Origin of the sequence: Pseudoduganella namucuonensis (assembly GCF_900116645.1) — a bacterium.
Lineage (GTDB): Bacteria > Pseudomonadota > Gammaproteobacteria > Burkholderiales > Burkholderiaceae_D > Rugamonas > Rugamonas namucuonensis.
Window position 1 is genome coordinate 15,809 of record NZ_FPBO01000034.1, and the last position, 25,522, is coordinate 41,330.

Below are 25,522 nucleotides of genomic sequence, written 5' to 3' on the forward strand. Positions count from 1 at the left end.
CGGAAAGAAGCGGCGATGGGGAACGATAGTCGCCGCCCGTGTTGACTGTCAAATGAAGATCGGGAATCGGCACTATGCTGGAAATGAATACAGGAACGGTGGACCTCAACCTGCTGCGGGTCTTCCTCGCCATATGGGAAACCAACAGCCTGACGGTGGCGGCGGACCGCCTGGCGCTGTCGCAGCCGGCGGTCAGCCACTGCCTGCGGCGCCTGCGCGACCTGTTCCAGGACCCGCTGTTCGTGCGCACGGCCGAGGGCATGCAGCCGACCGCCGCCGCCATCCGCCTGCACGGCCCGATCGACCGCGCGCTGGACTTGATCAACGGCGCCATGCAGCAGCACGCCGGCTTCGACGCGGCCAGCTCCACGCGGCGCTTCCGCATCTCGATGTCGGACATGTCGGAGTTCTACTTCCTGCCGCCGCTGCTGGCCGCCCTGCAGCAAAGCGCGCCCGGCGTGGGGCTGGACATCGTCCAGGTTCCGCTGCACCAGGTGGAGGGCGGCATGCGCTCGGGCGACATCGACTTCGCCATCGGCTACGTGCCGGGGCTGTCGGCGGACTGCGTGTCGCAGACGCTGTTCCACGACGAGCACGTGTGCATGGTGCGCGCCGGCCACCCGCTGGCGCGGCGCGCGCTGACCAAGGAGCGGCTGGGGGAACTACGCTATGTTTTCGCCAGCAGCAACGCCACCGGCCATGGCCTGATCGAGAAGTGGTTCGGGGAGTTGGACATCAAGCGCAACATCGTGCTGCACTCGCCGCATTTCACGGTGGTGCCCGAGATCGTGCGCGGCACCGACCTGGCGGTGGTCTTCCCGCGCAGCATAGCGGAGCGCTTCAACCGCGGCCGCGCCTACCGGCTGCTGCCGCTGCCGTTCGCGCTGCCGCCGATCGAGGTCAAGCTGCACTGGCACCAGCGGTTCGCCAGCGACGCCGGCATGGCGTGGCTGCGCGAGACCATCGGGCAAATGTTTTGCGGCCAGCGGACCGCCTAGGCGAACTCGCAGACCTCCTCGAATGCCAGCTTGGGATGGCGCGGGAACAGGCCCGCCGGGTCGCCGTAGCCCAGGCCGCACAGGAAGTTGACCTTCCATGTGCGGCCGGCGAAGAAGGTCTGGTTCACCAATTCCTCATTGAAGCCGGACATGGGGCCGCAGTCCAGTCCCGCCATGCGCGCGGCGATCATCAGGTAGGCGCCTTGCAGCGTGCCGTTGCGGAAGGCGGTGGCCTCGCTCAGGCGCGCGTCGTCGCGGAACATGTCGCCCGCCCGCGGCCGGTGCGGGAACAGGAAGGGCAGCTTGTCGTAAAAGGCGCTGTCGTAGGCCACCACGGCCACCACCGGCGCCGTCAAGGCCTTGTCGACATTGCCCGGCGCCAGCGCCGGCGCCAGCCTTTGCTTGGCCCGCTCGGTGCACAGGAACAGCAGCCGCAGCGGGGCCGTGTTCATGCTGGTCGGGCCCCACTTCATCAACTCGTAGACCTCGCGCAGCAGGCCGGGGTCCACGCCGCGCGCCTGCCAGCGGTTCTGGCTGCGCGCCTCGCGGAAGATCACGTCGCGCACCGCGTCGCCGCACACACACTGTTCCATGGTTCAGCCTTTCCGCGCCGCGCCGATGAAGATGAAGGCCATCGTGGCCGGCAGCTCCGTCTTGTTGCGCCAGGCGTGGCGGGTGCCGTTCTGCACCACCACGTCGCCCCGGCGCACCAGCTTTTGCGCGCCGCCGTCCAGCTCCAGCCACAGCTCGCCGTCGAGCACGATGCCGTAGTCGACGCTGTCGGTGGTGTGCATGCCGGGGTGCTCCGGCTCGAAGCGCTCGATCAGGCCGGGCAGGGCGGCGCCCAGTTCGGCGCCGGCCGCCGCGCCGTCGATGTCCGGGCTGGCCATCACCGTGTCCGGCGGGAAGGTCACGACCAGCAGGCTGCTGCCGCCGGGCGCCGGCACCAGCGGCCCGTTGGCCAGCGTCGGGTCGCCGTGCGGCGCCGGCAGCGCCGCGCCGGGCTCGGTGGCCCACACCTGCGCGACCGCGTGGCCGGGAATGCTCTTGAACGCGGTGGCGCGCGGCGCGTCCGATTCGGACAGGAACACCGACCTGCCCTCGGCGTCGTGGCCGGTGACGATGCGTTTGATCTTCATGGGGCGCTCCTTCAGGGGCAGATGACGAAGTTGCTGAAGCCGCCGGCGCGGTTCTCGATGCCGCCGATGGCCTGGTTGACCTGCTCCAGCGGGAACACGTGGTGCTCGAAGATGGACATGTCCACCACGCCCGCCTCCACCAGGTCCGCCATCTGCTGGCCCTGGGCGGTGGTGAACCACGCGGAGCCGATGACGGAGATGTCATTATCCATCAGCACGTGCAGGTTGAGCGGCACATCGCCGGCCACCGCGCCGATGTTGACCAGTTTCCCGCCGCGGCGCAGCGTGCCCAGCGCGTCCAGCAGCGCGCCGTGGCCGGCGCCCGGTCCCAGCGCGTCGATCACCGCGTCCACGCCTTCGCCCCGCGTGACCTCCTCGGCCCACTCGCCCATCGGGCGCTCGCCCAGCGCGTGCACGTGGATGCGGTCCGGCGCCAGCGCCTTCACGCGCGCCAGCAGGTCCTTGTTGCGGCCCGTGCCCATCACGCGGCGCGCGCCCAGCGCCAGCGCGAACAGCGCGCCGCCCAGCCCCAGGGTGCCGCTGATGCCGTTCACCAGCACCGTGGAACCCTGCTTCACGCCGGCGGTTTGCAGCGCGCGGTAGGCCGTGCCCAGGTAGCCCAGGCGGGCCGCCTCCTCGAAGCGCATATTGTCCGGCAGGCGCACCAGGCTGGTCTGCGGCGCCGTCATGTATTCGCACAGGCCGCCGTAGGGGTACTGGTCGTAGATCTGCTGCGAATGCTTGGAAAAGCCGAAATAGCCGTTGAAGGTGTAGTGGGCGCAGGAAGTGGTCTCGCCGGCGCGGCAGTTGCGGCACGCGCCGCAGTAGCGGGCCGGGTTCACGTACACGCGGTCGCCCGGCTTGAAGCCGATCACCTGCGAGCCCACCGCCTCGACCACGCCGGCCGGGTCCAGGCCGAACACGGCCGGCAGCTTGGGCAGCGGCAGGTGGGGGAACCATTTGCCCCAGTTGCTCAGCACATTGCCAAGGTTCGGCACGATGCCGCAGGCCTTCACGTTTACCAGCACGTCCGTGGGACGCACCTCGGGTACCGGGATCATTTCAATTTCCATCGGCTGGCCGACTTCATGCATCCGCGCCGCGCGCATCATCTTGGTCATCATCGTCTCCTTCGTTTTATGGGTTTGTTTGTTGTTAGCGCAGGCCGTCGTTGCCGACGACATCGGCCGCCGCCAGGCCGCCCAGGCGGGCGTGGACGCGTCCCCCGGTCGCCATCGCCAGGCCGAAGGCGATCTCGCCCCGGCGCGGACCGTCCCACACCGTCATGTCGGCGGTGCCGAAATGGCTGCGCACATAGGCGGCGTGGATATGGCCCAGCGGCATGGCGAGCCGGGTGCCGACGCCGCCGATGGTTTTCGCCGCCGGCACGATGGCCTTGGGCTGTCCCAGCGCCTCGCGCATGGCCCAGCCGCCGGCCTCGTGCCACACGGCGCCGTGTTCCAGCTCGCCGTCCTCGCCCACGACGGCACCCTTGCCGTAGGCCTCCACCTGGTCCGCGCCGCCCAGCGCGGCGATCAGCCGCGAGGACAGTTCGGCGCCCAGCTGGCGCAGCTCGGCCATGAAGGGCAGCAGGTCCGCCTCGTAGCGGCCGGCGTAGGGGTTGTCCACCACCGCCACCGCCACCGCCACCCGCAGCGGCCGCGCCAGGACGGGACCGCCCTCGTGCCGGATTTCCTCGACATCCAGTTTGTACTTGCGCACTTTCACCAGCGACATCAACATCTCCTTAGGTATGAGGGGCGCGGCGTGGACAGCCCCGCCCTGTGCTTAAAATTATACATGCAAGACTGTTTTATGCAAATTAAATATTTTTATGCACAAAATGCGAAGAGCTCCTATAATTGGTCCAGGTCTGGCGCATGCCCGTCCCCCGAACAACCAAGGAGAAATGTATGAAGTTGATTTCGTATCGCCGCGCAGGCAAGCCGTGTTTCGGCGCGGTCGTCAATGATGGCGTGGTGGAGTTGAGCGGCCGCCTCGAGGGCGTGGCCGACCTGGCCGCGCTGCTGGCCGACGACGCCGCGCTGGCCAGGGCCAGGGAGCTCGCGGCCAGCGCCGGGGCCAGCCATCCGCTGGCCGGCGTGCAGCTGGAACCGGTGATTCCCAAGCCGGGCAAGGTGGTCTGCGTCGGCATCAACTATGTCGAGCACGCGCACGAGGCGGGCCGCAAGATCGGCGCGCACCCCGTCATCTTCCAGCGCTACCACGAGACGCTGATCGCCGCCGGCGCGCCGCTGCTGCGTCCCAAGGTGTCCGAGCAGTTCGATTTCGAGGCCGAACTGGCGGTGGTGATCGGCAAGGGCGGCGCCCATATCGATCCGGCCGACGCCATGGACCACGTGGCCGGCTACACCTGCTTCAACGACGCCAGTGTGCGCGACTGGCAGTTCCACACCCACCAGTACGGCATGGGCAAGAACTTCCAGGCCACCGGTGCGCTGGGCCCGTGGCTGGTGACGGCCGACGAGATCGCCGACTACCGCGAGCTGCGCGTGACCGGCCTGCTGAACGGCGAGCAAATGCAGCATGGGTCGCTGTCCGAGCTGGCCTTCGACATCCCCACGCTGATCGCCTACATCTCCAAGGCGCTGCCGTGGAATCCGGGCGACATCCTCGCCACCGGCACGCCGAGCGGCATCGGCTTCAAGCGCACGCCGCCGCTGTTCCTCAAGGCCGGCGATACTTTCGAAGTGACGATCACGCAGATCGGCACCTTGTCCAACCCCGTCGTCGACGAAGCCTGATAGGAAGCGATCATGTCCCAACTGCCACGCATACAGTACACCCACACGGGCATCTTCTGCGCCGACCTCGATATGATGGTCGAGTTCTACCGCTCGAAGATCGGCTTCATCGTCAGCGACCGCGGCGTCGCCTCCACCGGCCACCGCCTGTTCTTCATGACGCAGGACCCGGAGATCCACCACCAGCTGGTGCTCTTCGACGGCAAGCCCACCGGCCTGCCGTTCAACCCGATCAACCAGCTGTCCTTCCTGCTCGGCTCCCTGGAGGACCTGCAGGCCTATTACCGCAAGGCGCTGGAATTCGGCTTCGCGGTGGACCAGGTGGACCATGGCAACGCCTGGTCCATGTATTTCACGGACCCCGAGGGCAATCCGATCGAGATGTATGTCGACACGCCGTTCTACACCGCGCAGCCGTGCCGCGAGCCGCTGGACCTGTCGCTGCCCACCGGCGACATCCTGGCCACCACCGAGGCCATGTGCCGCCGCCGCCCCGGCTTCCTGACGCGCGAGGAATGGATCGCCGCCACCCGCGAGCAGATCCGCCTGCAGCGGGCCTGAGCATGAAGCGCGACCATAAAAAAGAGGGGGAGGCGGCATGGAATTCGATGTGATGATCGTGGGCGCCGGGCCGGTGGGCGCCGTGGCCGCGAACCTGGCCGGGATGTGGGGCCTGCGCACGCTGGTGGTCGACAAGCTGCTGGACGTGTACGACAAGCCCCGCGCCTTCGGCCTGGACCACGAGGTGATGCGCGTGTTCGACAACGTCGGCATCGCCGGCAGGATCGCCGGCCACGTGATGCCGTACCGGACCTCGGAATACCACGGCGCCGGCGGACGCGTGATCAAGCGCATCGCGCCGGCCAGCGAGCCGTATCCATTGGGCTGGGCGCCCAACTATGTGTTTTCCCAGCCCGCCGTGGAGGGCGCCCTGCGCGCCAGGCTGGGCGAGCGTCCCGGCGTGCGCCTGGAACTGGGCACGGAGGCGCTGTCGGTGACGGCGCTGGACGACGGCTACGCCGTGCGGCTGCGGGACAGGAACGGCGCCGAGCGCGAGGTGCGCGGCCGCTACGTGCTGGCCTGCGACGGCGGCACCAGTTCCCTGCGCGGCAAGCTGGGACTGGAGATGGAGGACCTGAAGTTCGACGAGCCCTGGATGGTGGTCGACGTGATCGTGTCGCAGGAGGCGCTGGACAAGCTGCCGGCCACCAACATCCAGTACTGCGAAACGGAGCGGCCCTGCACCTATGTGGTCGGGCCGGGACGGCACCGGCGCTGGGAGTTCATGATCAATCCGGACGAGACGCCGGCCGGCATCGCGCAGCCGGAGGCCGTGGGCAAGCTGCTGTCGCGCTGGCTGGCGCCGGGCGAATACGAGATCTGGCGCGCATCGTCCTACCGCTTCCACGCGCTGATCCTCAAGTCCTGGCGCGAAGGCGGCCAGTTCTTCCTGGGCGACGCGGCCCACATGACGCCGCCGTTCATGGCGCAGGGCATGTGCCAGGGCATACGCGACGCCTCCAACCTGGTGTGGAAGCTGGCGATGGTGCACCGCGGCCTGGCGTCGCCGGCGCTGCTCGACAGCTACCAGGAGGAGCGCCTGCCGCACGTGCGCCAGACCACGCTCGTGACCAAGGAGTTCGGTCAGGTGATCTGCGAGCGCGATCCGGCGCGGGCCGAAGCCCGGGACCAGGCCATGCTGGCCGAGATGGCGCGCGCCAGCGGGCCGACGGTGCGGCAATCGCTGATACCGGGCTTGTCCGGCGGCTTCCTGGCGCCGCTCGACAGCGTCGGCGCGCGCGGCGCGCTGTTCCCCCAGCCGATGGTGAGCGACCATTCGGGGCGGGGCGGTTTGCTGGACAGCTTCACCGGCCTGGCCTTCCGGGTCGTCGTCGCGGCCGGGGTGGACCTGGCGCCGTTCGAGGCGGCGGTGCGCGCGTCGCCGGTGCTGGCAGGCCTGCCGCTGGCGTTCGTGCGGCTGCGCGGGGAGGGCGTGCGGGAGGCGGCGGGCCTGCACGACTACCAGGAGCAGGGCCCCTTGCTGCGCGACTGGATGGCCGGGCGCCAGTGCCGGGTGGTGGTGGTGCGGCCGGACCATTACGTGTTCGGCACCGCCGCGACTGAAGCGGAAGGCCTGCAACTGCTGAACGCCTTGCGCGAAAAGCTCGCCGGCCACGACGGGCAGGGCGTTGCGGCGGACCATGGCTTGAACATGGCCTGACCCCGCCGCCGCGGCCGGTGTCCATCATCCCCGTCCCTTCAAGGGCGGGGATGTTTTTTTTTGGGGCCCCCCGCGGACTGGCACCCGGCGGTATCTCCAACACGCCAGCAGGCCACTAAGGCCACAAGTGCCTGGTTCGCGTTCCTTGCGAGCCAGGTACCGAATCCGCGCCCGTGGCGAACGTACCAGGCCCGCGAACCCGAGGACCTGGCGTTGGAAGTCGCACGGCGTGGCTCAGGCGCCGAGCGAGTCGCCCACGCCCGCCGCGGAAGCCTGCTTGCGATCCAACCGCCCCGGCGCCGTCTCCTTCAGCGCGAACGCCAGCAGCGCGGCGACCACGGCCGCCCCCGACGCGATCAGAAACGGCGCCTGCGCCCCGAAATGATCGGCGGCGTAGCCCTCGATGGTGGGCGCGATGAAACCGCCCGCCACCTCGCCGACACCAATCACCAGCCCGATCGCCCGCCCCGCGTGCGCGATGCCCACCGTCTCGGCCGGGATGGTCGCCAGGAACAGCGGGAAGCAGCCGTAGCCGAAGTAGGTAACGAACAGCAGCGCCCCGAGCGCCGGCAGCGACACTTGCGCGTACACCAGCACCAGCGGCACCGCGACGGCGACCGCGGCGAAGAACACCATGGTCGGCCTCCTGCCGATCCGGTCCGAAATCGCCGGCACCACGAAGCCGCTGATGACGCTCGATATCCCGAGGATGGTCATCAGCAAGCCCATCTCGCCCGGGCTGAAGCCGCGCGTCTCCATCAGGTAGATGGGCGTGAAGGTCATCAGCGCGACGAACCAGGTGATGAGCAGGCAACTGATGACCAGGCACAGGCCGATGTTGCGCTGCCGGACCATGCCCATGAACGACAGCCGCTCCGCATGAACCAGGCCGGCCTCCGCCCTGGGCGCGAACTGCCTGGGTTCGACCAGGTACCTGGCCAGGAAGAGGGCGATGATCAGTCCCGGTATGCCGGCCACGAAGAAGGTCACGCGCCAGCCGTACTCGGTGGCCAGCGGCACCACGACCATGGGGGCCAGCACCGCGCCCAGCAGGCCGCCGGCGGATGCCTGGATGAAGCCCATGTTGAAGCCGCGGCGGGAATCGCTGGAGGCGTAGCCCATCAGCGACTGGCTGATCGGCAGAACCGGTCCCTCGGCCAGCCCCATCACGGCGCGCGCCGCCAGCAGCATCAGGAAGCTGCCGGCCAGCCCGGAGCCGATGGAGCAGACCGAGAACACGACCACGGCCACGACGAGCATGGGCTTGCGGCGTTTCAGCCGTTCCGCCCAGGTGGCCAGGAAGTAGCCCGACACTGCCCAGGTCAGCGCCAGCGCCGAGGTGAGCATGCCGATGCGGCTGTTCGTCAGTTCGAACTCGGCGCGCATGAAGGGGAACAGGAAGTTGATCGACAGGCGGTCGAAGAAAACGAAACCGACCGTGAAGAACAGGAGCAGCAGCAGCCTGTTCTCATAGGTGTTGAAGGGTGCGCGGGGCATGGGTGTCTCCTTGAGGTTTAATGTTTACGCATATTATACTAATTTATGCATAAATTAACGGGACGGCGTTTCCCTTCGCGGCCGTCGCACCAATTAAATAATTTGCATTTTCATTCGTTTTACGCATAAAATACGCCATCTCCCCCTTCAGGATCGCCCACCATGGAAAAGCTCGCCGCTGATTCCGCCACCGCCACCGGATCGTCCTTGATCGAGGTCGCCCTTTACAAGATGAAGCGCGCCATCGTTTGCGGCGAACTCGCCCCCGGAACCAAGCTCAAAGTGGATGCGCTGTCCAAGGCCTATGGCCTGAGCAGCTCGCCGATCCGGGAGGCGTTGAACCGCCTGGCGCAGGAGGGCATCGTCACCGCCAGCGAAAACAAGGGCTTCCGGGTGGCGCCGATCACGGTGGCGGACTTCCAAGAGATCACGCGCATCCGCCGCCTGCTGGAGGGCGAGGCGCTGGCCGACGCGATCGAGCACGGCGACGACCAGTGGGAGGGCGACGCGCTGGCCGCCTACCACCGGCTTGGCATGGTGGAAAAGCGCATGGGCAAGGGGCCGCTGGCGCTGGACGACGACTGGGCCGAACGCCACAAGGCCTTCCACTTCGCGCTGTTCTCGGCGTGCCCGTCGACGCTGTTGCTGGGCATGGTCGACTCCCTGTTCGACCGCGCCGAGCGCTACCGCCGGTTCTCGGCGCGGCACCGCCAGTCCGAGCGGCACAAGAGCAATGAACACCAGGAGTTGCTGGACGCGGCGCTGGCGCGCGACAAGGACAGGGCCGTCGCGCTGCTGCGCGAGCACATCGGCCACACCGAGGCCAGCATCAGCCAGGCCATCGAGCGGCAGCAGGCGACGCTGCAGTAGGGCTCGCACCGCGCTGCGGTATCGCAAGACACACGGCCACAGGACCTCTTAGCATTGCAATCAATTGCAACCGCGCGAAGGAGACCATGTGGATGACGTCTTTGCCAAATGGTTCGACGACAGCACTGTTATCGTCCGGCGTTCGCCTGAACTGGATGGGTTCATGACGGATGATCAAATCGCTCGCATCGTCGGAGCTCCGCGGGACAGTTCTATCGTCGTCAGCGCGGATGATGGGGCCATTGCGTTCAAGGTAGACAATAAAATTTTCAGCGAGCCGATGTTTCGATGGGGATATCCCGGGGGCGTCCCGTGCCGCAATGGATTCGTCGTTCCGCAATTGCAGTAGAATCGGGGAACTGGTATCGACTGACGAGGGTTGCGAGCAATGGCTTGTTCACGGCCAAAGTGCCGAGTTATCCTTTGACCTCGCTCCAGACTCTACGAGTTGGCGGCAGCTTGCCCGTTACATGAGCTCGAAAGGAATTTTGCCATGAGCAACAAGGCACTCGCGATTTTGCGAAAAAACACCAAGCCCAAGACCAAGTCGGAAGTACAGGAATACCTCGTCAAGCGTCATGGGGCTGTGGCGCGTGAAAACGCCAGCGCGGATTTGACCGCACTGGATGACCGCGCGCGCTTGCTGGTCCTGGCATCCGCGAAGAAGAGCAAGACGCGCGCCGTCCGATAGCCGGCCGCCATCAAGGTTTCTGAAACACTCCCGTCAACACGATCAGGTCGTCGACCTTTTCGATATAGCTGGAGCGCGGCTCCATGTTCTTGCTGACCGGGTTCAGCCACTGGAAATCGACCCAGCCCTTGCCTTTCTCCTTGGCCAGCTTTAACTCCTCCCTGACGAAATACTTGCCGTTCACGTCCCGCAGGTCGAACAGCGGTTTGTTGATCAGTTTCGGATGCAGCGGGTCCGCCAGCAGCACGCCCGTCATGTCGAGCACGATGATGTACAGTTCGCGGTCGACGAACGCCCCCTGCGGGTTGTTGAAATCCTGCAGCGCCTTGTCCTTCCCTTGCTGGCGCAGATGCGCGACCGCCTTCTTGACGAACTGGATCGCGTCGTCGCGCGAGGCCGGTTGCTGGGCGAACGCCGTCCACGGCAGCGCGCCGAGCAGCAGGGTGGCCAGCAGTTTGACGAAATAACGTTGCATGTTGTTCTCCTTGTGACGACTATGGAAACGCCGCGCCCCGGCCGGAAAAAACCGGGGCGCGGCGGGCTTCAGGACACGGCGCTGCTCATGCGTTGCGGCGCGGCCGCTTCCTCATCCTTCTCATCCCGCGGCTGCGCTTGCGCGGTGGGCCTGAGCAGGAAGTGCGCCAGCGCCGGCAGCAGGATCAAGGCGCCCAGCATGTTCCAGATGAACATGAACGCCAGCAGGATGCCCATGTCGGCCTGGAACTTCAGCGGCGAGAACGCCCAGGTGGCCACCGCCACGCCCAAGGTCACGCCGGTCAGCACCACCACCTTGCCGGTGAACAGCAGCGCCTTGTAATAGGCCTCCGACAGGCTCGCGCCCCGGCGCAATTCCACCAGCGTGACCGACACCACGTACAGCGCGTAGTCCACGCCGATGCCCACGCCCAGCGCGATCACCGGCAATGTCGCCACCTTCACGCCTATGCCCAGCCACACCATCAGCGCCTCGCACAGCACGGAGGTCAGCATCAGCGGCAGGATCGCGCAAATCACCGCGCGCCACGAGCGGAAGGTGATGAAGGCCAGCAGCGTCACCGCCGCGTACACCAGCAACAGCATCTGCGTGTTGGCCTTCTTCACCACGATGTTGGTGGCGGCCTCGATGCCCGCGTTGCCGGCGGCGGACAGGAACTGGATGTCCTTGCTGTTGTTGGCGGCGGCGAAGGCCTCCACCGCCCGCACCACGCCGTCCAGCGTATCCGCCTTGTGGTCCTTCAGGTAGACGTAGACGGTGAGCAGGTCGCAGTTCTGGTTCAGCAGCTCGCGCGGCGCGCGGGTGGTGATGGCGTTCAGCATGTCCTGCGAGCGGGGCAGGTCGAACCATTTCATGTTCCCCTCGTTCATGGCGGCCGAGGCGCGCTTGCTCAGCGTGGCGTAGGAATTGGTGGACTCCACGCCGGCCAGCTGCTGCAGCTTCCATTCCAGCGCCTCGACCTGCGCCAGCGTGGCGTATTGGGCGCACATGTATTGCGGCGTCTTCACCATGACCACGAAGTTGTCGCTGCTGGCCGCGTAGCTGGCGGCCATGAAGGCGCTGTCGCGGTTGTAGCGGGAATCGGGCCGCAGTTCCGGCGCGCCGGGATCGAGGTCGCCTATCTTCAGGTGCAGGCTGACCGCGCCGCCGGCCACCGTCAGCACGGCGGCCACCGCGAGCGCTCCGCTGGCCCACTTGCGCTGCGTGAAGCGGTCCAGGAAGGCCCAGAAGGCCAGCTTTTGCGGGGCCTCCTCGTCGCGCAGGCTGCGCAGCGCGGCGGCGGGGCTGACGCCGACATAGGACAGCAGCACCGGCAGCAGGATCAGGTTGGTGAAGATCAGCACCGCCACGCCGATGCTGGCCGACAGCGCCAGGTCGTGGATGACGGGGATGTCGATCACCATCAGCACGGCGAAGCCCACGGCGTCGGCCAGCAGCGCCGTCAAGCCGGCGAGGAACAGGCGGCGGAAGGTGTAGCGCGCCGCCACCAGCTTGTGGGTGCCGCGGCCGATGTCCTGCATGATGCCGTTCATCTTCTGCGCGCCGTGGCTCATGCCGATGGCGAACACCAGGAAGGGCAGCAGGATGGAATACGGGTCCAGCTCGAAGCCCAGCAGCGGCAACAACCCCAGCAGCCAGACCGCCGCCACCAGCGAGCACGCCACCACCAGCAGCGTGCTGCGCACGCAGCGCGTGTACCACAGCAGCATGGCGGTGCAGATGGCCAGCGCCACCGCGAAGAACAGCAGCACCTGGCGCATGCCTTCGATCAGGTCGCCCACCACCTTGGCGAAGCCGGTGATATGGATCTTCACGCCTTGCGCCTCGTAGCGCGCGCGCAGCTGTTCCAGGCTGTCGGACAGGCGCACGTAGTCCAGCCGCTTGGCGCCGTCGGTTTCCAGCAGCGGCACCACGATCACGGTCGAGCGCAGGTCCGGCGCCACCAGCGAGCCGATCTCGCCGGAGCGCTCGATGTTGGCGCGCAGCTGCTCCAGGCTGGCCGGCGAGCCGTCGAAGCCGTCCGGAATCACGGGGCCGCCGTCCAGGCCTTCCTCGGTCACGCCTATCCAGCGCACGGCCGGCATCCAGATCGACTTCATGAAGGAGCGGTCGACGCCGGGCAGCAGGAACAGTTCGTCGTTCAGCTTGCGCACGGTGTCCAGGTAGGCCGCGTCGTAGATGGTGCCCTTGTCGGTGGCGATCGCGATGCGCAGCGTGTTGCCCAAGCCGCCCAGGTCGGCCTTGTGCGCCTGGTAGTTGAGGATGAAGGGGTGCTTGGCCGGGATCATGCGCTCGAAGCTCGGATTCAGGCGCAGGCCGAAGGCCTGCCACGCCAGCGCCGCCGTGATCAGCAGGAACAGGGTCACCACCACGACGCGGTGGTTGAACAGCAGGCGCTCCAGCGGGGAGCCGGAGCGGCGGTCGAAATCGTCCGGATTGGCGATGACGGGATGGTCGGATGCCGGGAGCTTCATGGTTGTGCCTTGATGGAGTTCAGGGCGACGCTGGTGATGCCGCGTACGCCGGATAACAGCAGCTTGCCGTCGCCGTGCTGCACCACGGCGGTGAAGGGCGACGGCTGCGGCGGGGCGATGTGGACGAAGCGTTTGCCTTCGTCCGTGCTGCGGTACAACTGCCCGGTTTCGTCGGCCAGCAGCAGCGATGCGTCGCGCAGCCGCAGGCCGGCCGTGATGGACGCGCTGGCGGGAATCTCGCTCTTTTGCCAGGTGGCGCCGGCGTCGTCGCTGCGGCGCACATTGCCGCGCATGCCGAACACCAGCGCACCGCGCGGCGACAGCGCCAGCGCGCCGAAGTAGCTGCCCTCGTAGCCGGTGGCCAGCGTGGTGAAGGTCTTGCCCATGTCGGTGGAGCGGTACACCGCGCCCTGTTCGCCGGCGATCAGGCAGGTGGCGCCGTCGCCCACGATCGAGTACAGGTGCTTGCCCTGCGGGTTGGCCACGCGCTGCTGCGCCGGCTGCCAGGTCTGGCCGCCGTCCGCGGTGGCGAACAGCAGGCCGAAGGCGCCGATCAGCAGGCCGTTTTGCGCGTCGAAGAAGTGCAGGTCGAGGAAGGGCTTGCTGGGGCCGTCGGCCACCATGCGTTCCGCCTCGGCCTTGGCCTCCGCCAGCGCCGGGCCTTGAGCGCCCGCCGCCTTGGCGGCGTTCAGCACCAGGGCGGCGGCCTGCTTGCCGTCCATCTGCTTGGCCCAGGTCTGGCCGCCGTCGCGCGTGCGCAGCAGCACGCCGCTGTGGCCCAGGGCCCAGCCGTCGCGCGCGCTGGTGAAGCGCAGCGCCGTCAGCGACACGCTGACCGGCACGCTGGCCTGGCGCCAGCTGGCGCCGCCGTCGTCGGACCAGATGATGATGCCGCGCTCGCCGGCCGCGACCAGGCGCGTGCCCGCCTGCGCGAGCGCCAGCAGGACCGAGCCGGCCGCCTTCGCGCTCTGCATGGCCGGGCGTTCCAGCACGTCCGGTTCGGCGCGCGAGGGGCCGCACAGCAGCGCCGTCAGCGCGGTGAGGGCGAGCGTCGCCATTGCCGCTGGGCGCGGCTTGAATGATGTGAGTGTCATGATGTATTCCTTGAACGCGGCCGGGCGCGTCGCGCGCCCCCGGCCGTCGTGCGTGTGGGGCAGGGGAGAGCGTTAGCGCGAGCCCTTGGCCGCCAGGTTTTCCGGGGTGAAGTAGCTGTCGCTGAAGGGCGGCAGCTGCTTGTACTGGTAGGCCTTTTCACCCGGGTAGTTGGCCAGCACATAGGTGTTGGCCAGCAGGTTGTACAGGCCGAAGGTCTGCGCCACCGAGCCCGGCACGTCCGGCATCGCCATCGGCAGCGTGTAGCCGACGCGCCAGATCTGGCCCTGGCCGTCCCACATGTCCGACAGCACCATGTTGTAGGTGTCCTCGTCCAGGTAGTAGCGGCGTTTCGGCACGGCGTGGCGCTTGCCGGGAGCGACGGTGGCCTCCACTTCCCACACGCGGTGCAGCTCCCAGCGCACGTGGTCGGGATTCAAGTGCTGCGGCCCGAGCAGGTCCGGCGCCTTGGCCAGCCAGGTGCGGTTGCTGTTGTAGGGGACGTAGAGTTCCTTCTTGCCGATGATCTTCCAGTCGTAGCGGTCCAGCGACCCGGAGAAGCCGTAGGCCTCGTCGAAGTAGAAGGCGCCCGACGCCACGCTGTCCGGCGTGTCGTAGCCCAGGGTCGGCGCCTTGCGGGTGCGGCGCTGACCCACCAGGTACTGCCAGGCCTGGCGGCCCTTGTCGGCGTTGATGGTGTCGCGCAGCAGGATGGACTCGCCGGCCTTGAACGGCGGCCCGTAGGTCACCAGCATCAGGTTGTGGAAGTCGCCGTTGAACTTGTCGGGCGAGCCGTCCTTGAACCAGTACGGAGACTGCACCTCGGCCAAGCCGTCCGACGCCATGGTGGACTTGCCGTCCGAGGTCGTCACGAACAGGCGGAACAGCATGGTGCTGGCCTGGCCCTTCCAGGCCAGCAGGTGGTTCCACATCAGTTCATGGCCGGTCTTGGGAATGGGGAAGGGCACGCCGCCATGGCAGCCCTCGATCGACTGGCCGCCGTCCTTGGTCTTGCAGCGGGTGGCGTTCTTGAACGTGTTCTCGTAGGCCCACTGCGGCATGGCGGCGGTGCGGTGGCTCGGGTAGACGTCGATGCGGTAGCTGGGGTACTTCTTCATCAGCGCCTTCACGCCCTCGGTCAGCTTGTCCGCGTGCTGGTCCATGTTCTTGGCGCTGATCGACAGCAGCGGCTTCTCGTTGGCGTAGGGATCCGGCCGCGGCTCGCCCTCCTTGTAGCCGGCCGGCGCCTTGGTGTAGCCGCCGTCCCAGGCCGGGATGGTGCCGGCCTTGTTGCCGGCCTTCTCGGCGCCGGTCGGCGTCAGTTCGCCCTTCAGCTTCGCCGCCTCGTCGGCGCCGACGGCCGCCTGCGCGCACGCCATGCCCAGTACCAGTGTGGCCGCCACCGCGCCCAAGCTCGATTTGTTCATCTCTAGTCTCCTTGTCGTTAGAATGTGCTTTGCAGCGAGACCGAGATGAAATCGCGGTCCTTGTTGGTCTGCTTGTAGTTCAGGATGGTGGCCGCCGGCGCCGTGTTCGACGAGATGAAGGTGCCTGCGCCGCCGTAGAAGTGCACCAGGTTCACGCTCAGCTTGAACTGCTTGCGGAAGTCCAGGCTGGCGCCCAGGCTCATGTCGCCGCCATGCTCGGCGCCGCCCGCGAACTTCACGTTGGTGGACGAGCGGCCACTGATGGTGTAGCCCACCCCCGCCGTCACCGCCAGGTCGACGCCCGGCGAGACCTGGTAGTACTCGGGTATGAACAGCGCCCGCACGGCGGACGCGTCGCGCGTGGAGTTGCGGTCCAGCGCGCCCGGATTGCGGCTCACGCTCAGGCGGCGGTTCCACGCCACCTCGGCCAGGATGGCGCCGCCGTCCCACAGCGGACTGCCGTTCAGCACATAGATGGCGGAGATGTTGGCGTGCAGCGAATTGCCGACCGCGTAGGCGGGATTGCCGGCGTTGTCGGCGACGAAGGCCACCTGCGGATCGCTCACCAGCGGCACGTTGCGGCGCGTGACGAGCTCGAAGCCCACGTTGGCGCCGGCCAGCGTGGTGCTGGCGCTGGCGCCGAAGGCCTTGATGTCCTCGCCGTACACCAGCTGGTAGCTGCCGATCGAGGGCAGGGCCGGTATCGCGGCGGGCTTCAGGTAGAGGTTGAAGTCCTTGTCGTGATAGCGCGTGGCGTACAGGCCGAATTCCGCGATCTCGCTTTCGGGGCGGAAGCGCAGCTGCAGGCCGCCTTGGCCGCCGTCCCTGGGCCGCATGTCGGCTTCCCGGTCGAAATGGACGTGGGCGAAGGAGCCCGGCGCGAAGAAGCGCTCGGCGCCCGGTCCCACGTGGTCGCCGCCGGAGAAATAGCTGCCGGAGCCGGGGATGCGGTTGGCGCGCCACTCGAACTGGTAGTAGCCGCCCAGCGTCACGTTGGGCAAGACCTGCAGTTGTCCCGACAGCTGGTTCACCGGCATCAGCAATTCCTTGAACTGCGTGCCCGGCACCGACAGCAGCTTGATCACGTCGAACGGCGCCTGGCCGCCGGCGATGCCGTTGTCGCCGAAGAACAGCGATTCGCCGTACAGCACCGTGTGGCGGCCCAGCCGGGCGGACGCCTGCATGCCGCCGATGTCGCCGCGGGTGTAGACGAAGGCGTCCAGCAGTTCGGCCTTGCGGCCGTGCAGGTCGCGCGTGCTCCTGGTGAAGCGGTTGTAGGGGACGCTGCTCTGGCTGGCGGTGGACGGCGAGTCGTGGTCGTTGGCGCGGTTGTAGACCGCGTCGTACCAGGCCGCGCCGCTGATGCGCAGGCCGGAGTCCTTGTGGGACAGGTCGATCTCGGACAGCAGGTCGACCCGGTTGGAGATCAGGCCCTTGTTGAAATTGCGGTCGCCGTCGTCCATGTTGGCGTCGGCGACCAGGCCGGGCGCGCGGTCCTTGACGCGGAACGCGGCGTTGTATTTGACGGTGTTGTCCCACCTGAGTTTGAGCTCGGGATTGCCGGTTTCCACTTCCATCGCCCAGCCGGACGAGACCGCTGCGCATTGCAACAGCAGCGTCGCCACCGCCGGCTTGAACACGCGCTTGTTGTTTGTACTTTTCACTGACGTCTCCTGGTTATGGCGGCCTCGGGGCCGCGTTTTTATCACTGCGCTTTCATTATGCATCAAATACAAATTTGTGCATAGTTTGAAAAAATATGCGTAAAAATAAAATCGATAGTGTTGTGAAATGCGCGACGCGGGTCAGCGGCCCCGGGCCTTGAGGCGGGCGTCCAGGCGCGGATAGACGCGCCGCGCATTGCCTTCGAAGATCTTGTGCCGGTCCTCGGCCGTGAGGCCGAGCGCGTCGATGTAGCGCCGCGTGTCGTCGAAGTTGTGGCCCGTCTCGGGATCGACGCCGCGCACCGCGCCGATCATTTCGGAGCCGAACAGGATGTTGTCGCTGTCGATCACCTTCGCCAGCAGGTCGATGCCGGGCTGGTGGTAGACGCAGGTGTCGAAATAGACGTTGCGCATCAGGTGTTCCGGCAGCGGCGGCTTGCCCAGCATGTCCGCCAGCCCGCGGTAGCGCCCCCAGTGGTAGGGCACGGCGCCGCCGCCGTGCGGAATGATGAAGCGCAGCTGCGGGAAATCGCGGAACAGATCCCCTTGCAGCAGCTGCATGAAGGCGGTGGTGTCGGCGTTGATGTAGTGCGCGCCCGTGGTGTGGAAGCAGGCGTTGCAAGATCCCGACACATGGATCATGGCCGGCACGTCCAGCTCGACCATCTTCTCGTAGAAGGGATACCAGGCCCGGTCGGTCAGCGGCGGCGCGGTCCAGTGGCCGCCCGAGGGGTCCGGGTTGAGGTTGCAGCCGACGAAGCCCAGCTCCAGCACGCAGCGCTCCAGCTCCCCGATCGCGTGCGCGATCGGCACGCCCGGCGACTGCGGCAACTGGCAGACGGCGGCGAAGCTGTCCGGGAACATCTGCACGATGCGCGCGATCAGGTCGTTCGAGGCCACGGTCCAGGCGTGGCTCACGTCCTCGCCGCCCACGTGGTGGCCCATGCCGGCGGCGCGCGGCGAAAAAATGGTCATGTCGACGCCGCGCTCGCGCAGCAGGCGCAGCTGGTTCTGCTCGATGGAAGCGCGGATGTCGCCGTCGCCGATGGACGGGTAGAGCGGCGGCGCGTCCGCGTCCGCTCCCTTCTTCACGTGCGCCACCTGCGCCTCCCGGAAGTCGTGGTGGCCGCGTGGCTCGGTCGTGTAATGGCAGTGGCAGTCGATGATCATGGGCGTCTCCTTTTCGCGTTGACATTCGTTTTGGTTTTCAGATACTCTACGGTATCCATTCTGCGTTGGCAAGTCGCCGGCGCGCATGGCGCCAACAAAAAAATCAGCAGGAGACGAGAATGAAACACCAGGCAATACCAGGGGGCGCGGCCGCGCCGCCGCTACTGGAAATCGAGGATGTGTCGGTGCGCTTCGGCGGCGTCCAGGCGCTGGGCAACGTCACGCTCAGCGTCGAGGCGGGCGAAATCTGCGGCCTGATCGGCCCCAACGGCGCGGGCAAGACCACGCTGTTCAATTGCGTGACCCGCATGTGCGGCATCACCGGCGGCGCCATCCGCTTCGACGGCGCGCGCATCGACACGCTCCCGGCGCGCGACATCATCGCGGCCGGCGTGGCGCGCACCTTCCAGAACCTCGGGGTCTACCCGCGCATGACGGTGCTGGAAAACGTGATGCTGGGCGCGCACCACATCTGGGGCGGCGCCACGCTGGACACGCTGCTGCGGCCCCGGAGCACGGACCGCGCTGAACGCCGCATGCTGGACTGGTGCCGCGACGTCCTGCGCGAACTGGGGCTGGAGGCCGTCGCCCACGAACTGGCGGGCGCCATGCCCTACGCGACCCTGAAGCGCATCGAGCTGGCGCGCGCGCTGGCGGCGCGTCCCAGGTTGCTGCTGCTGGACGAGCCGGCCGGCGGGCTGACGCACGGCGAGGTGGCGGAGTTCGGCGAACTGGTGCGCCGCATGCGCGACCGGCACCAGCTGACCATCCTGCTGGTGGAACACCATATGGGCCTGGTGATGAGCCTGTGCGGCCGGCTGGCGGTGCTGCACCTGGGCCGCAACCTGGCGCAGGGCACGCCGGCCGAAATCCGCGCGCATCCGGACGTCATCGGCGCCTACCTCGGGAGGGCGGCATGAGCATGCTGACGGTAGAGGGGCTGGACGCCGGCTACGGCGCCACCAACGTGCTGCGCAAGCTGTCCTTCTCGGTGCAGCGCGGCGCCATCGTGGCGCTGCTGGGCGCCAACGGCGCGGGCAAGACCACCGCCTTGCGCGCGCTGTCCGGCGAGATTCCCGCGCGCGGCCGCATCGCCTTCAACGGCGTGGAGCTGGCCGGCCTGTCCGCCGCGCGGCGGGTCGAGCTGGGACTGGCGCTGGTGCCGCAGGGGCGGGGCACGTTCACCGACTTCACGGTCGAGGAAAACCTGGAACTGGGCGCCTACACGGTGGCCTCGCGCGGCCAGATCGCCGCCGACATCGAACGCTGGTACGCGCTCTTCCCGCGCCTGCGCGAGCGGCGCCGCCAGCCGGCCGGCACGCTCAGCGGCGGCGAGCAGCAGATGCTGGCGATCGCGCGCGCGCTGATGTCGCGGCCCCGCATGCTGATGTGCGACGAGCCTTCGCTCGGCCTGGCGCCCGCCATCACGCAGGAGATGTTCGCCATCTTCGAGCGCGTCAACGCGGAGCAGGGCACCACCATCCTGATCGTCGAACAGAACGCCGAGCTGACCCTGCGCATCGCCAGCCGGGGCTATGTGATGGAAGTGGGCGAAATCATGCTGGAGGGATCGGCGGCGGAATTGCTCGCCTCGTCCACCATCCAAAACGCCTACCTGGGAGCCTGACATGGAACTTTTTCTTCAGCAAACCGTCGATGGCCTGGCCTCCGGCGCGGTGTACGGCGCCTTCGCGCTGGCGCTGGTCCTGATCCACCGCGCCACCCATATCGTCAACTTCGGCCAGGGCGAGATGGCGACCTTCACGGTCTATGTGGCCTGGCAGCTGGCCGAGTGGGGCCTGCCGCTATGGCTGGCGCTGGCCGCCGGCGCCGCGCTGGCCTTCGTCCTCGGCGTGGCCGTGTTCCGCGCCGTGGTGCGGCCGGTGTCGCGCGCCCCGGTCGAGACGGTGGTGGTGGTCACGCTCGGCCTGTTCCTGCTGTTCGACGCCCTCAGCCTGTGGCTGTGGGGCTCCGACCAGCGCGCCTTCCCCAGCGTCTTCCCCGACCATGGCTGGACCGTGGGCGGGGTGCGGCTGACGGCCGCCATGCTGGGCGTGCTGGCCGTGCTGGGCGCGCTGGCCATCGTGCTCGGCGCGCTGTTCCGCTACACGCGTTTTGGCCTGGCGATGCGGGCCTCGGCGGCCGAGCGCGAGAAGAGCGTGCTGGTCGGCATACGGGTGGAAACCATGCTGATGTTCGGCTGGGGCCTGGCCGCCGTGGTGGGCTTCCTGGCCGCCGCGCTGGTGGCGCCGCGCCTGTTCCTCAGCCCAGTGATGATGGCGCCGGTGCTGATCTACGCGCTGGCATCGGCCACGCTGGGCGGCTGGGACAGCCCGGTGGGGGCCGTGCTCGGCGGCCTGCTGATCGGCGTGGCCGAAAGCGTGGGCGCCGCCTTTCTGAGCTTCATCGGCGCCGAACTGCGCCTGGCCATCCCCATCGCCGTCACGCTCGCCATTCTATTCATTCGACCGGCCGGCTTGTTCGGCAAACAGGGAGTCGTACGCGTATGAACACCATTGCAATCCAACCGGGCGCGCCGCGCCTGGCGCTGTCGCTGGGGCTGATTATGGCGCTGGCCGGCCTCGCCGTACTGCCCGCGCTGCTGCCGTCCTTCATGCTGTTGCAGCTCAGCCTCACATTGACCTACGCGATGGCCATCCTCGGCCTGAACCTGTTGTTGGGCTATAGCGGCCAGGTCTGCTTGGCGCAGGGCGCGTTCTTCGCCTGCGGCGCGTACACCACCGGCATCCTGGCCGCCAAATACGGCTGGGATCCCTTGCTGACCCTTCCTGTCGCCGCATTGGCCGCCGCCGCCGTCGGCGTGCTGATCGGCCTGCCCGCGTTGCGGCTGGGCGGGCTGCAGCTGGCCATCATGACCTTCGGCATCGCCATGGTGGCGCCGCAGCTGATCCTCAAGCTGGAGCGCTACACCAACGGCGTGACGGGCCTGGGCATCGACCAGCCGGCGCCGCCGGCCTGGTTCCCCGCCAGCGCCGAGGTGTGGCTGTACTGCCTGTGCGTGGCCGGGGCCGCGCTGTGCGTGCTGCTGATGCTGCGCCTGGTGCGCGGCGACACCGGGCGCACCCTGCGGGCGCTGCGCGACAACCCGAAGATCGCCGAGGCGCTGGGTGTGAACCTGACCCGCACCAGGCTGGCCGTGTTCGCCGTCAGCTCCGGTTTCGCCGGTTTGGCCGGCGGCCTGTACGCCATCGTCAACGCCTATATCAGCCCGCAGTCCTTCCTGGCCGCCAAGTCGATCGAGATCCTGATCGGCGCCATCGTCGGCGGCATCGCCAGCATAGGCGGCGCCTTCCTCGGCGCGGCCTTCGTGGTGTTCGTGCCCGAGTGGAGCGCCGAGATCGACCCGGCCATCGGTGGCCTGGTCTACGGCTGCTGCCTGATCGCGATGATGCTGCTGGCCCGGCAAGGGCTGGCGGGGCTCGCCGCGCAGCTGCGGCGCCGCTTCGGCGCGCGCCTGGCGCCATTCACCGCATTTCAACGGCCGCGCACTCCCGCCGCGTCCAATAACCAGGAGATAGCACATGGGAACACTTAACACGATACGCCGCGGCCTGTTGCGGTTCGGCCTCGCCGCCACCAGCCTGCTCGCCGGCGCGGCCGGGGCACAGGGCATCACCGACACGGCCGTCAAGATCGGCGTCAGCGGCGCCCTGACCGGCCCGGTCGCGGCGGTGGGCGCCGTCGTCGAGGGCATCCGGGTCCGCGTCGCCGCCGTCAACGCGGCGGGCGGCGTGAAAATGGGCGACGGCAAGACGCGCAGCATCGAACTGGTGGTGCAGGACGACGCCCTCGATCCGCAGCGCACCATGACCAATGTGCGCAAGCTGGTCGAGCAAAGCGGCGTGTTCGCGCTGGCCGGCATCGCCGGCACGCCGAACAACCAGGCCATCGGCCGCTATCTTGACCAGCGCAAGGTGCCCAATCTGTTCATGTATTCCGGGGTGCACGAGCTGGCGGACGGGCGCGCGTGGCTGATCGGCCTGGTGCCGTCGTTCACGACCGAGGCCGCCGTCTTCGCCGACTACCTGAAGAAGAACAAGCCGGACGCCAAGCTCGCGCTGTTGTACGTGAACACGGAGACGGGCCAGACCTTCCAGGCCGGCCTGCGCACGGCGATCCAGGGCTCGAAGCTGCAGATCGTCGCCGCGCAGGCCGTCACCTCGGCCGACCCGACCATCGACACCCAGCTGTCCACGCTGAAGGCCTCGGGCGCGGACACGCTGGTCGTCGTCGCGGCGCCCAAGCAAAGCGCGCAGGCGGTGCGCTTCGCCGCGGAAAGCGGCTGGCGTCCGGTCACGATGCTGTCCTACATCGGCGCGTCGCCGTCGTCGCTGAAGCCGGCCGGCCTGGCCAACGCCAAGGGCGTCATCACCAGCGCCTTCGCCAAGCCGGTGACCGCGGCTTCCACCGACCCCGCCGTGCGCCAGTACCTTGCCGACCACGCGGCGGCCAAGGCGCGCTTCGACACGGGCGACTCGATGGGCCAGATCGGCTACATCACCGGCGAGGCGCTGATACGGACGCTGGAGGCGGTGAAGCAGCCGACCCGGCAAGCCCTGATCGACGCCGCGCAGAACATGAACCAGGTCGGCGTCGGCCTGCTGCTGCCCGGCGTCACGCTGACCACGAAGCGGGACAGCGGCGACATCTACCCGATCGAGTCGCTGCAGCTGTTCCGCTTCGACGGCGAGCAATACCAGGCGCTTGGAGGGCTGGTGTCCTTCGAGGGCAGGACGCCCCGGCATTGAACCGCAAGTAAAACGAAGATCCACAACGAGGAGACAAAAATGAAAATCAAGAAGACATGCAGGGTGCTGGCCGTTGCGGGCTTGCTGGGCTACGGCGCGGCTGGCCATGCGGTGGAATGGAGCGACACGTCCATCGGTGTGAAGGCGGGCGACCGCTATGCCGAGCCGGGCATCGCGCAGCCGATACACAAAACCGTTTATGAATTCGTCCACATCAACGGCGACAAACTGGGCAAGAACCTGGTGGTGGCCCAGATCCTGCAATCGGACAGCACGGATCCGGCTGCGGGCGGCACCGGCACCGGCGCGCAGGAGTTCTTCGGCTTTTACCGGCGCGCCTTCTCGCTGTCCAGGCTGACAGGAAACACCGTCGCCTTCGGGCCGGTCAAGGACGTGTCGCTGGTGGCGCGTTTCGACCGGGGCCCCAAGAACATCTCATTCGCGGCGGCCACGCACAAGGCCATGGCCGGCCTGGGCCTGGACTGGAATGTGCCGGCCGGCTATGTCGAATCCAGCCTGTACGCCTACCACGAGAAGGGTTACAACGGCTTCGTCGGCCGCGAGATCGCCTACGACACCTTCAGGGCCGACACCAACTGGTCCTTCCCCTTGAACCCCGGCATACCGCTGCGCTGGAACGGAGGCCTGGCCTTTGTCGGCGAAAAGGGGCGCGACGGCTTCGGCAACGCGACCAAGCCGGAGACGCGCCTGTACACCGAGCTGCTGATGGAGGTCGGCCAGAAGACCGGCTTCCTGGTGGGCGTGGCCTACGAGATGTATCGCAACAAATACGGCGCAGACAAGTCCCGCATCCCCGGCGCCAAACAGAGCACGGTGCTGCTGGTGGGCGAGTACCACTTCTAGTGCCATCCACAACCGCCACAACCTCAAGGAGCTGAAATTGAAACACCTGTCCCTGCTTGTCCCCGCCTTCCTGCTGGCCGTCGCCGGCGGCTCGCCGGGCATCGCCTGCGCCGCCTGGGAAATCGATCCTGCGCACACCCACGTCAGCTTCCAGGTCGGCCACCTGGGCATCAGCCACACGCCCGGCGTCTTCCGCAAGGTGGAGGGAACGCTGGCCTTCGACGACAAAAGCGTCGAGGCCTCGCGCGTGACCATCGCCATCGACACCGCTTCGATCGACACCGTGCACGAGCAGCGCGACGCCGACCTGCGCACGGCCAACTGGTTCGACGCGGAGAAAAACCCGAAGATCACCTTCGTCTCGACCGCCGTGCGCCGCGTGGACGCCAGCAACTACGTGATCTCGGGGAACCTGACGATACGCGGCAAGACCATGCCGGTCGCGTTCAACACCGTGCTGACCAACCGCCTGGTGCATCCCTTCCTCAAGGTGCCGGTGATCGGCTTCGCCGGCAGCGCCAGGATCAAACGCAGCGACTTCGGCATGACGCAGTACCTTGCCGTCATTTCCGACGAAGTCGATTTGAGGATCGCGCTCGAACTGGTTCAGAAACCGTAATGAAACACGCCGGGCCGTCCAGGCCCGGCCCACAAGGAGAAACAGCATGGCAATCGTAATGACGAATACGCCCAGGACCGAACAGGAAGTGGTGCTTGGCCTGGGTGAACTGGGCGTGGCCACCGTGCACGAGGCGCAGGGGCGCAAGGGGCTGCTGGCATCCCATCTGCGGCCGATCTACCGCCCGGCGTCGGTGGCGGGCAACGCCTTGACGTGCGAGGTGGCGCCGGGCGACAACTGGTCCATCCACCTGGCCGTCGAGCAGGCCAGGCCGGGCGACATCCTGGTGGTCAGCCCGACCTCGCCCTGCGAGGACGGCTACTTCGGCGACCTGCTGGCGACCGCGCTGATGGCGCGCGGCGTCAAGGGACTGATCATCGACGCCGGCGTGCGCGACATCGCCGTGCTGACGCGCATGGGCTTCCCGGTCTGGTCCAAGGCGGTGTACGCGCAGGGCACGGTCAAGGAAACCCTGGGCAATGTGCAGGTGCCGGTGGTGTGCGGCGGGGCGCTGATCCATCCCGGCGACGTGATCGTCGCCGACGACGACGGCGTCTGCGTGGTGCGGCGCGGGGAGGCGGCCGCGGTGCTGGCCACGGGCCGGGCGCGCGAGCGGGACGAGGAGGGGAAGCGGGCGCGCTACGCGGCCGGCGAGCTGAGTCTGGACGTCAGCGATATGCGTCCGCGCTTGCTGCGGAAGGGGTTGAAGTACGTCGAGTTCCAGTCCTGACGGGCCCCGCCGGGCTTGAAGGGCGGCGCCTCGCGG

At 67.6% G+C, this 25,522-nt stretch carries 26 protein-coding genes; 15 read left to right on the forward strand and 11 right to left on the reverse strand.

Annotated features, from left to right (window positions below; all coding sequences use genetic code 11):
• Positions 1 to 74: 74 nt before the first annotated feature.
• Positions 75 to 998, forward strand: a complete 924-nt coding sequence (locus tag BM436_RS27455) for a LysR family transcriptional regulator (protein ID WP_093558769.1) — start codon at positions 75 to 77, stop codon at positions 996 to 998.
• Here the strand turns inward: BM436_RS27455 and BM436_RS27460 are convergent.
• Genes BM436_RS27460 through BM436_RS27475 form a run of 4 tightly spaced genes read right to left on the reverse strand, consistent with a single transcriptional unit; the run spans position 995 to position 3,874 of the window.
• On the reverse strand, positions 995 to 1,591 hold the full coding sequence (locus tag BM436_RS27460) for a malonic semialdehyde reductase (RefSeq protein WP_093558771.1): 597 nt from the start codon (positions 1,589 to 1,591) through the stop codon (positions 995 to 997). The two genes, BM436_RS27455 and BM436_RS27460, sit on opposite strands and share 4 nt — an antisense overlap.
• A 3-nt stretch (positions 1,592 to 1,594) precedes the next feature.
• Positions 1,595 to 2,137 (reverse strand): cupin domain-containing protein, encoded by a 543-nt coding sequence (locus BM436_RS27465; RefSeq protein ID WP_093558773.1) that lies wholly within the window; start codon positions 2,135 to 2,137, stop codon positions 1,595 to 1,597.
• Positions 2,138 to 2,148: 11 nt separating this feature from the next.
• Complete coding sequence (locus tag BM436_RS27470; protein ID WP_218164937.1) at positions 2,149 to 3,258, reverse strand: alcohol dehydrogenase catalytic domain-containing protein; 1,110 nt, start codon at positions 3,256 to 3,258, stop codon at positions 2,149 to 2,151.
• 34 nt (positions 3,259 to 3,292) lie between these two features.
• Positions 3,293 to 3,874, reverse strand: coding sequence for an amino acid synthesis family protein (locus BM436_RS27475; RefSeq protein ID WP_093558777.1), 582 nt, complete (start codon positions 3,872 to 3,874; stop codon positions 3,293 to 3,295).
• A 176-nt stretch (positions 3,875 to 4,050) separates the two neighbouring features.
• Here BM436_RS27475 and BM436_RS27480 point away from each other — a divergent pair, with 176 nt between their 5' ends.
• Genes BM436_RS27480 through BM436_RS27490 form a run of 3 tightly spaced genes read left to right on the forward strand, consistent with a single transcriptional unit; the run spans position 4,051 to position 7,123 of the window.
• Positions 4,051 to 4,902: a fumarylacetoacetate hydrolase family protein gene (locus BM436_RS27480; RefSeq protein WP_093558779.1), complete on the forward strand. Its 852-nt coding sequence runs from the start codon at positions 4,051 to 4,053 to the stop codon at positions 4,900 to 4,902.
• Positions 4,903 to 4,914: 12 nt separating this feature from the next.
• Entirely contained in the window at positions 4,915 to 5,463 is a 549-nt protein-coding gene (locus BM436_RS27485; RefSeq protein ID WP_093558781.1) for a VOC family protein, read from the forward strand.
• 37 nt (positions 5,464 to 5,500) lie between these two features.
• Positions 5,501 to 7,123, forward strand: coding sequence for a bifunctional 3-(3-hydroxy-phenyl)propionate/3-hydroxycinnamic acid hydroxylase (locus tag BM436_RS27490; RefSeq protein ID WP_093558783.1), 1,623 nt, complete (start codon positions 5,501 to 5,503; stop codon positions 7,121 to 7,123).
• A gap of 234 nt (positions 7,124 to 7,357) precedes the next feature.
• Here the strand turns inward: BM436_RS27490 and BM436_RS27495 are convergent, their stop codons facing one another.
• On the reverse strand, positions 7,358 to 8,620 hold the full coding sequence (locus tag BM436_RS27495) for an MFS transporter (RefSeq protein ID WP_093558785.1): 1,263 nt from the start codon (positions 8,618 to 8,620) through the stop codon (positions 7,358 to 7,360).
• A gap of 162 nt (positions 8,621 to 8,782) precedes the next feature.
• On the opposite strand from BM436_RS27495, the gene BM436_RS27500 reads away from it, so the two are divergent.
• The 3 genes from BM436_RS27500 to BM436_RS27510 all read left to right on the forward strand — a co-directional run bounded on the left by BM436_RS27500 (position 8,783) and on the right by BM436_RS27510 (position 10,181).
• Positions 8,783 to 9,490, forward strand: a complete 708-nt coding sequence (locus BM436_RS27500; RefSeq protein ID WP_093558787.1) for a GntR family transcriptional regulator — start codon at positions 8,783 to 8,785, stop codon at positions 9,488 to 9,490.
• An 88-nt stretch (positions 9,491 to 9,578) separates the two neighbouring features.
• Positions 9,579 to 9,839 (forward strand): hypothetical protein, encoded by a 261-nt coding sequence (locus BM436_RS27505; RefSeq protein WP_093558789.1) that lies wholly within the window; start codon positions 9,579 to 9,581, stop codon positions 9,837 to 9,839.
• A 144-nt stretch (positions 9,840 to 9,983) separates the two neighbouring features.
• Entirely contained in the window at positions 9,984 to 10,181 is a 198-nt protein-coding gene (locus BM436_RS27510; protein WP_093558791.1) for a hypothetical protein, read from the forward strand.
• A gap of 10 nt (positions 10,182 to 10,191) precedes the next feature.
• Here BM436_RS27510 and BM436_RS27515 read toward each other — a convergent pair whose 3' ends face one another.
• The 6 genes from BM436_RS27515 to BM436_RS27540 form a co-directional block, all read right to left on the reverse strand.
• Positions 10,192 to 10,656, reverse strand: coding sequence for a cache domain-containing protein (locus tag BM436_RS27515; protein ID WP_093558793.1), 465 nt, complete (start codon positions 10,654 to 10,656; stop codon positions 10,192 to 10,194).
• A gap of 68 nt (positions 10,657 to 10,724) precedes the next feature.
• Positions 10,725 to 13,151 carry an efflux RND transporter permease subunit gene (locus tag BM436_RS27520; RefSeq protein ID WP_093558795.1) on the reverse strand — a complete coding sequence of 809 codons (2,427 nt, stop codon included), beginning with the start codon at positions 13,149 to 13,151 and terminating at the stop codon, positions 10,725 to 10,727.
• Positions 13,148 to 14,245: a WD40/YVTN/BNR-like repeat-containing protein gene (locus BM436_RS27525; RefSeq protein WP_218164938.1), complete on the reverse strand. Its 1,098-nt coding sequence runs from the start codon at positions 14,243 to 14,245 to the stop codon at positions 13,148 to 13,150. Before BM436_RS27525 ends, BM436_RS27520 begins: the two co-directional genes overlap by 4 nt.
• 72 nt (positions 14,246 to 14,317) lie before the next feature.
• The gene (locus BM436_RS27530) at positions 14,318 to 15,670 is read right to left on the reverse strand and encodes a DUF1329 domain-containing protein (protein ID WP_093558797.1); all 1,353 of its coding nucleotides are present in this window, start codon (positions 15,668 to 15,670) and stop codon (positions 14,318 to 14,320) included.
• A gap of 17 nt (positions 15,671 to 15,687) precedes the next feature.
• Positions 15,688 to 17,334 (reverse strand): DUF1302 domain-containing protein, encoded by a 1,647-nt coding sequence (locus tag BM436_RS27535; protein WP_229490795.1) that lies wholly within the window; start codon positions 17,332 to 17,334, stop codon positions 15,688 to 15,690.
• A gap of 141 nt (positions 17,335 to 17,475) precedes the next feature.
• Positions 17,476 to 18,504 carry an amidohydrolase family protein gene (locus tag BM436_RS27540; protein ID WP_093558799.1) on the reverse strand — a complete coding sequence of 343 codons (1,029 nt, stop codon included), beginning with the start codon at positions 18,502 to 18,504 and terminating at the stop codon, positions 17,476 to 17,478.
• Positions 18,505 to 18,623: 119 nt separating this feature from the next.
• Here BM436_RS27540 and BM436_RS27545 point away from each other — a divergent pair, with 119 nt between their 5' ends.
• From BM436_RS27545 to BM436_RS27580, 8 genes are read left to right on the forward strand one after another with little or no spacing between them, the layout of a single operon-like run.
• A complete protein-coding gene (locus tag BM436_RS27545) occupies positions 18,624 to 19,424 on the forward strand; it encodes an ABC transporter ATP-binding protein (RefSeq protein WP_093558801.1) in 801 nt (266 codons plus the stop codon).
• Positions 19,421 to 20,131 (forward strand): ABC transporter ATP-binding protein, encoded by a 711-nt coding sequence (locus tag BM436_RS27550; protein WP_177307545.1) that lies wholly within the window; start codon positions 19,421 to 19,423, stop codon positions 20,129 to 20,131. The genes BM436_RS27545 and BM436_RS27550 overlap by 4 nt, the downstream gene beginning before the upstream one ends.
• Position 20,132: 1 nt before the next feature.
• Positions 20,133 to 21,014, forward strand: a complete 882-nt coding sequence (locus BM436_RS27555; protein ID WP_093558805.1) for a branched-chain amino acid ABC transporter permease — start codon at positions 20,133 to 20,135, stop codon at positions 21,012 to 21,014.
• A complete protein-coding gene (locus tag BM436_RS27560; RefSeq protein WP_093558807.1) occupies positions 21,011 to 22,060 on the forward strand; it encodes a branched-chain amino acid ABC transporter permease in 1,050 nt (349 codons plus the stop codon). The genes BM436_RS27555 and BM436_RS27560 overlap by 4 nt, the downstream gene beginning before the upstream one ends.
• Entirely contained in the window at positions 22,047 to 23,273 is a 1,227-nt protein-coding gene (locus BM436_RS27565; RefSeq protein ID WP_093558809.1) for an ABC transporter substrate-binding protein, read from the forward strand. Before BM436_RS27560 ends, BM436_RS27565 begins: the two co-directional genes overlap by 14 nt.
• Before the next feature lie 39 nt (positions 23,274 to 23,312).
• On the forward strand, positions 23,313 to 24,137 hold the full coding sequence (locus BM436_RS27570; protein WP_093558811.1) for a hypothetical protein: 825 nt from the start codon (positions 23,313 to 23,315) through the stop codon (positions 24,135 to 24,137).
• Between the two features lie 37 nt (positions 24,138 to 24,174).
• Positions 24,175 to 24,756, forward strand: a complete 582-nt coding sequence (locus tag BM436_RS27575) for a YceI family protein (protein WP_093558813.1) — start codon at positions 24,175 to 24,177, stop codon at positions 24,754 to 24,756.
• Positions 24,757 to 24,802: 46 nt separating this feature from the next.
• On the forward strand, positions 24,803 to 25,486 hold the full coding sequence (locus BM436_RS27580) for a 4-carboxy-4-hydroxy-2-oxoadipate aldolase/oxaloacetate decarboxylase (RefSeq protein ID WP_093558815.1): 684 nt from the start codon (positions 24,803 to 24,805) through the stop codon (positions 25,484 to 25,486).
• Positions 25,487 to 25,522 lie beyond the last annotated feature (36 nt).

Coding starts and splice junctions, on each gene's coding strand:
- BM436_RS27495 (WP_093558785.1), bottom strand. CDS start 8,620: ATGCCCCGCGCACCCTTCAACACCTATGAGAACAGGCTGCTGCTGCTC.
- BM436_RS27460 (WP_093558771.1), bottom strand. CDS start 1,591: ATGGAACAGTGTGTGTGCGGCGACGCGGTGCGCGACGTGATCTTCCGC.
- BM436_RS27485 (WP_093558781.1), top strand. CDS start 4,915: ATGTCCCAACTGCCACGCATACAGTACACCCACACGGGCATCTTCTGC.
- BM436_RS27490 (WP_093558783.1), top strand. CDS start 5,501: ATGGAATTCGATGTGATGATCGTGGGCGCCGGGCCGGTGGGCGCCGTG.
- BM436_RS27545 (WP_093558801.1), top strand. CDS start 18,624: ATGAAACACCAGGCAATACCAGGGGGCGCGGCCGCGCCGCCGCTACTG.
- BM436_RS27475 (WP_093558777.1), bottom strand. CDS start 3,874: ATGTCGCTGGTGAAAGTGCGCAAGTACAAACTGGATGTCGAGGAAATC.
- BM436_RS27500 (WP_093558787.1), top strand. CDS start 8,783: ATGGAAAAGCTCGCCGCTGATTCCGCCACCGCCACCGGATCGTCCTTG.
- BM436_RS27510 (WP_093558791.1), top strand. CDS start 9,984: ATGAGCAACAAGGCACTCGCGATTTTGCGAAAAAACACCAAGCCCAAG.
- BM436_RS27465 (WP_093558773.1), bottom strand. CDS start 2,137: ATGAAGATCAAACGCATCGTCACCGGCCACGACGCCGAGGGCAGGTCG.
- BM436_RS27555 (WP_093558805.1), top strand. CDS start 20,133: ATGGAACTTTTTCTTCAGCAAACCGTCGATGGCCTGGCCTCCGGCGCG.
- BM436_RS27560 (WP_093558807.1), top strand. CDS start 21,011: ATGAACACCATTGCAATCCAACCGGGCGCGCCGCGCCTGGCGCTGTCG.
- BM436_RS27470 (WP_218164937.1), bottom strand. CDS start 3,258: ATGACCAAGATGATGCGCGCGGCGCGGATGCATGAAGTCGGCCAGCCG.
- BM436_RS27550 (WP_177307545.1), top strand. CDS start 19,421: ATGAGCATGCTGACGGTAGAGGGGCTGGACGCCGGCTACGGCGCCACC.
- BM436_RS27480 (WP_093558779.1), top strand. CDS start 4,051: ATGAAGTTGATTTCGTATCGCCGCGCAGGCAAGCCGTGTTTCGGCGCG.
- BM436_RS27455 (WP_093558769.1), top strand. CDS start 75: ATGCTGGAAATGAATACAGGAACGGTGGACCTCAACCTGCTGCGGGTC.
- BM436_RS27530 (WP_093558797.1), bottom strand. CDS start 15,670: ATGAACAAATCGAGCTTGGGCGCGGTGGCGGCCACACTGGTACTGGGC.
- BM436_RS27515 (WP_093558793.1), bottom strand. CDS start 10,656: ATGCAACGTTATTTCGTCAAACTGCTGGCCACCCTGCTGCTCGGCGCG.
- BM436_RS27525 (WP_218164938.1), bottom strand. CDS start 14,245: ATGACACTCACATCATTCAAGCCGCGCCCAGCGGCAATGGCGACGCTC.
- BM436_RS27540 (WP_093558799.1), bottom strand. CDS start 18,504: ATGATCATCGACTGCCACTGCCATTACACGACCGAGCCACGCGGCCAC.
- BM436_RS27565 (WP_093558809.1), top strand. CDS start 22,047: ATGGGAACACTTAACACGATACGCCGCGGCCTGTTGCGGTTCGGCCTC.
- BM436_RS27580 (WP_093558815.1), top strand. CDS start 24,803: ATGGCAATCGTAATGACGAATACGCCCAGGACCGAACAGGAAGTGGTG.
- BM436_RS27520 (WP_093558795.1), bottom strand. CDS start 13,151: ATGAAGCTCCCGGCATCCGACCATCCCGTCATCGCCAATCCGGACGAT.
- BM436_RS27570 (WP_093558811.1), top strand. CDS start 23,313: ATGAAAATCAAGAAGACATGCAGGGTGCTGGCCGTTGCGGGCTTGCTG.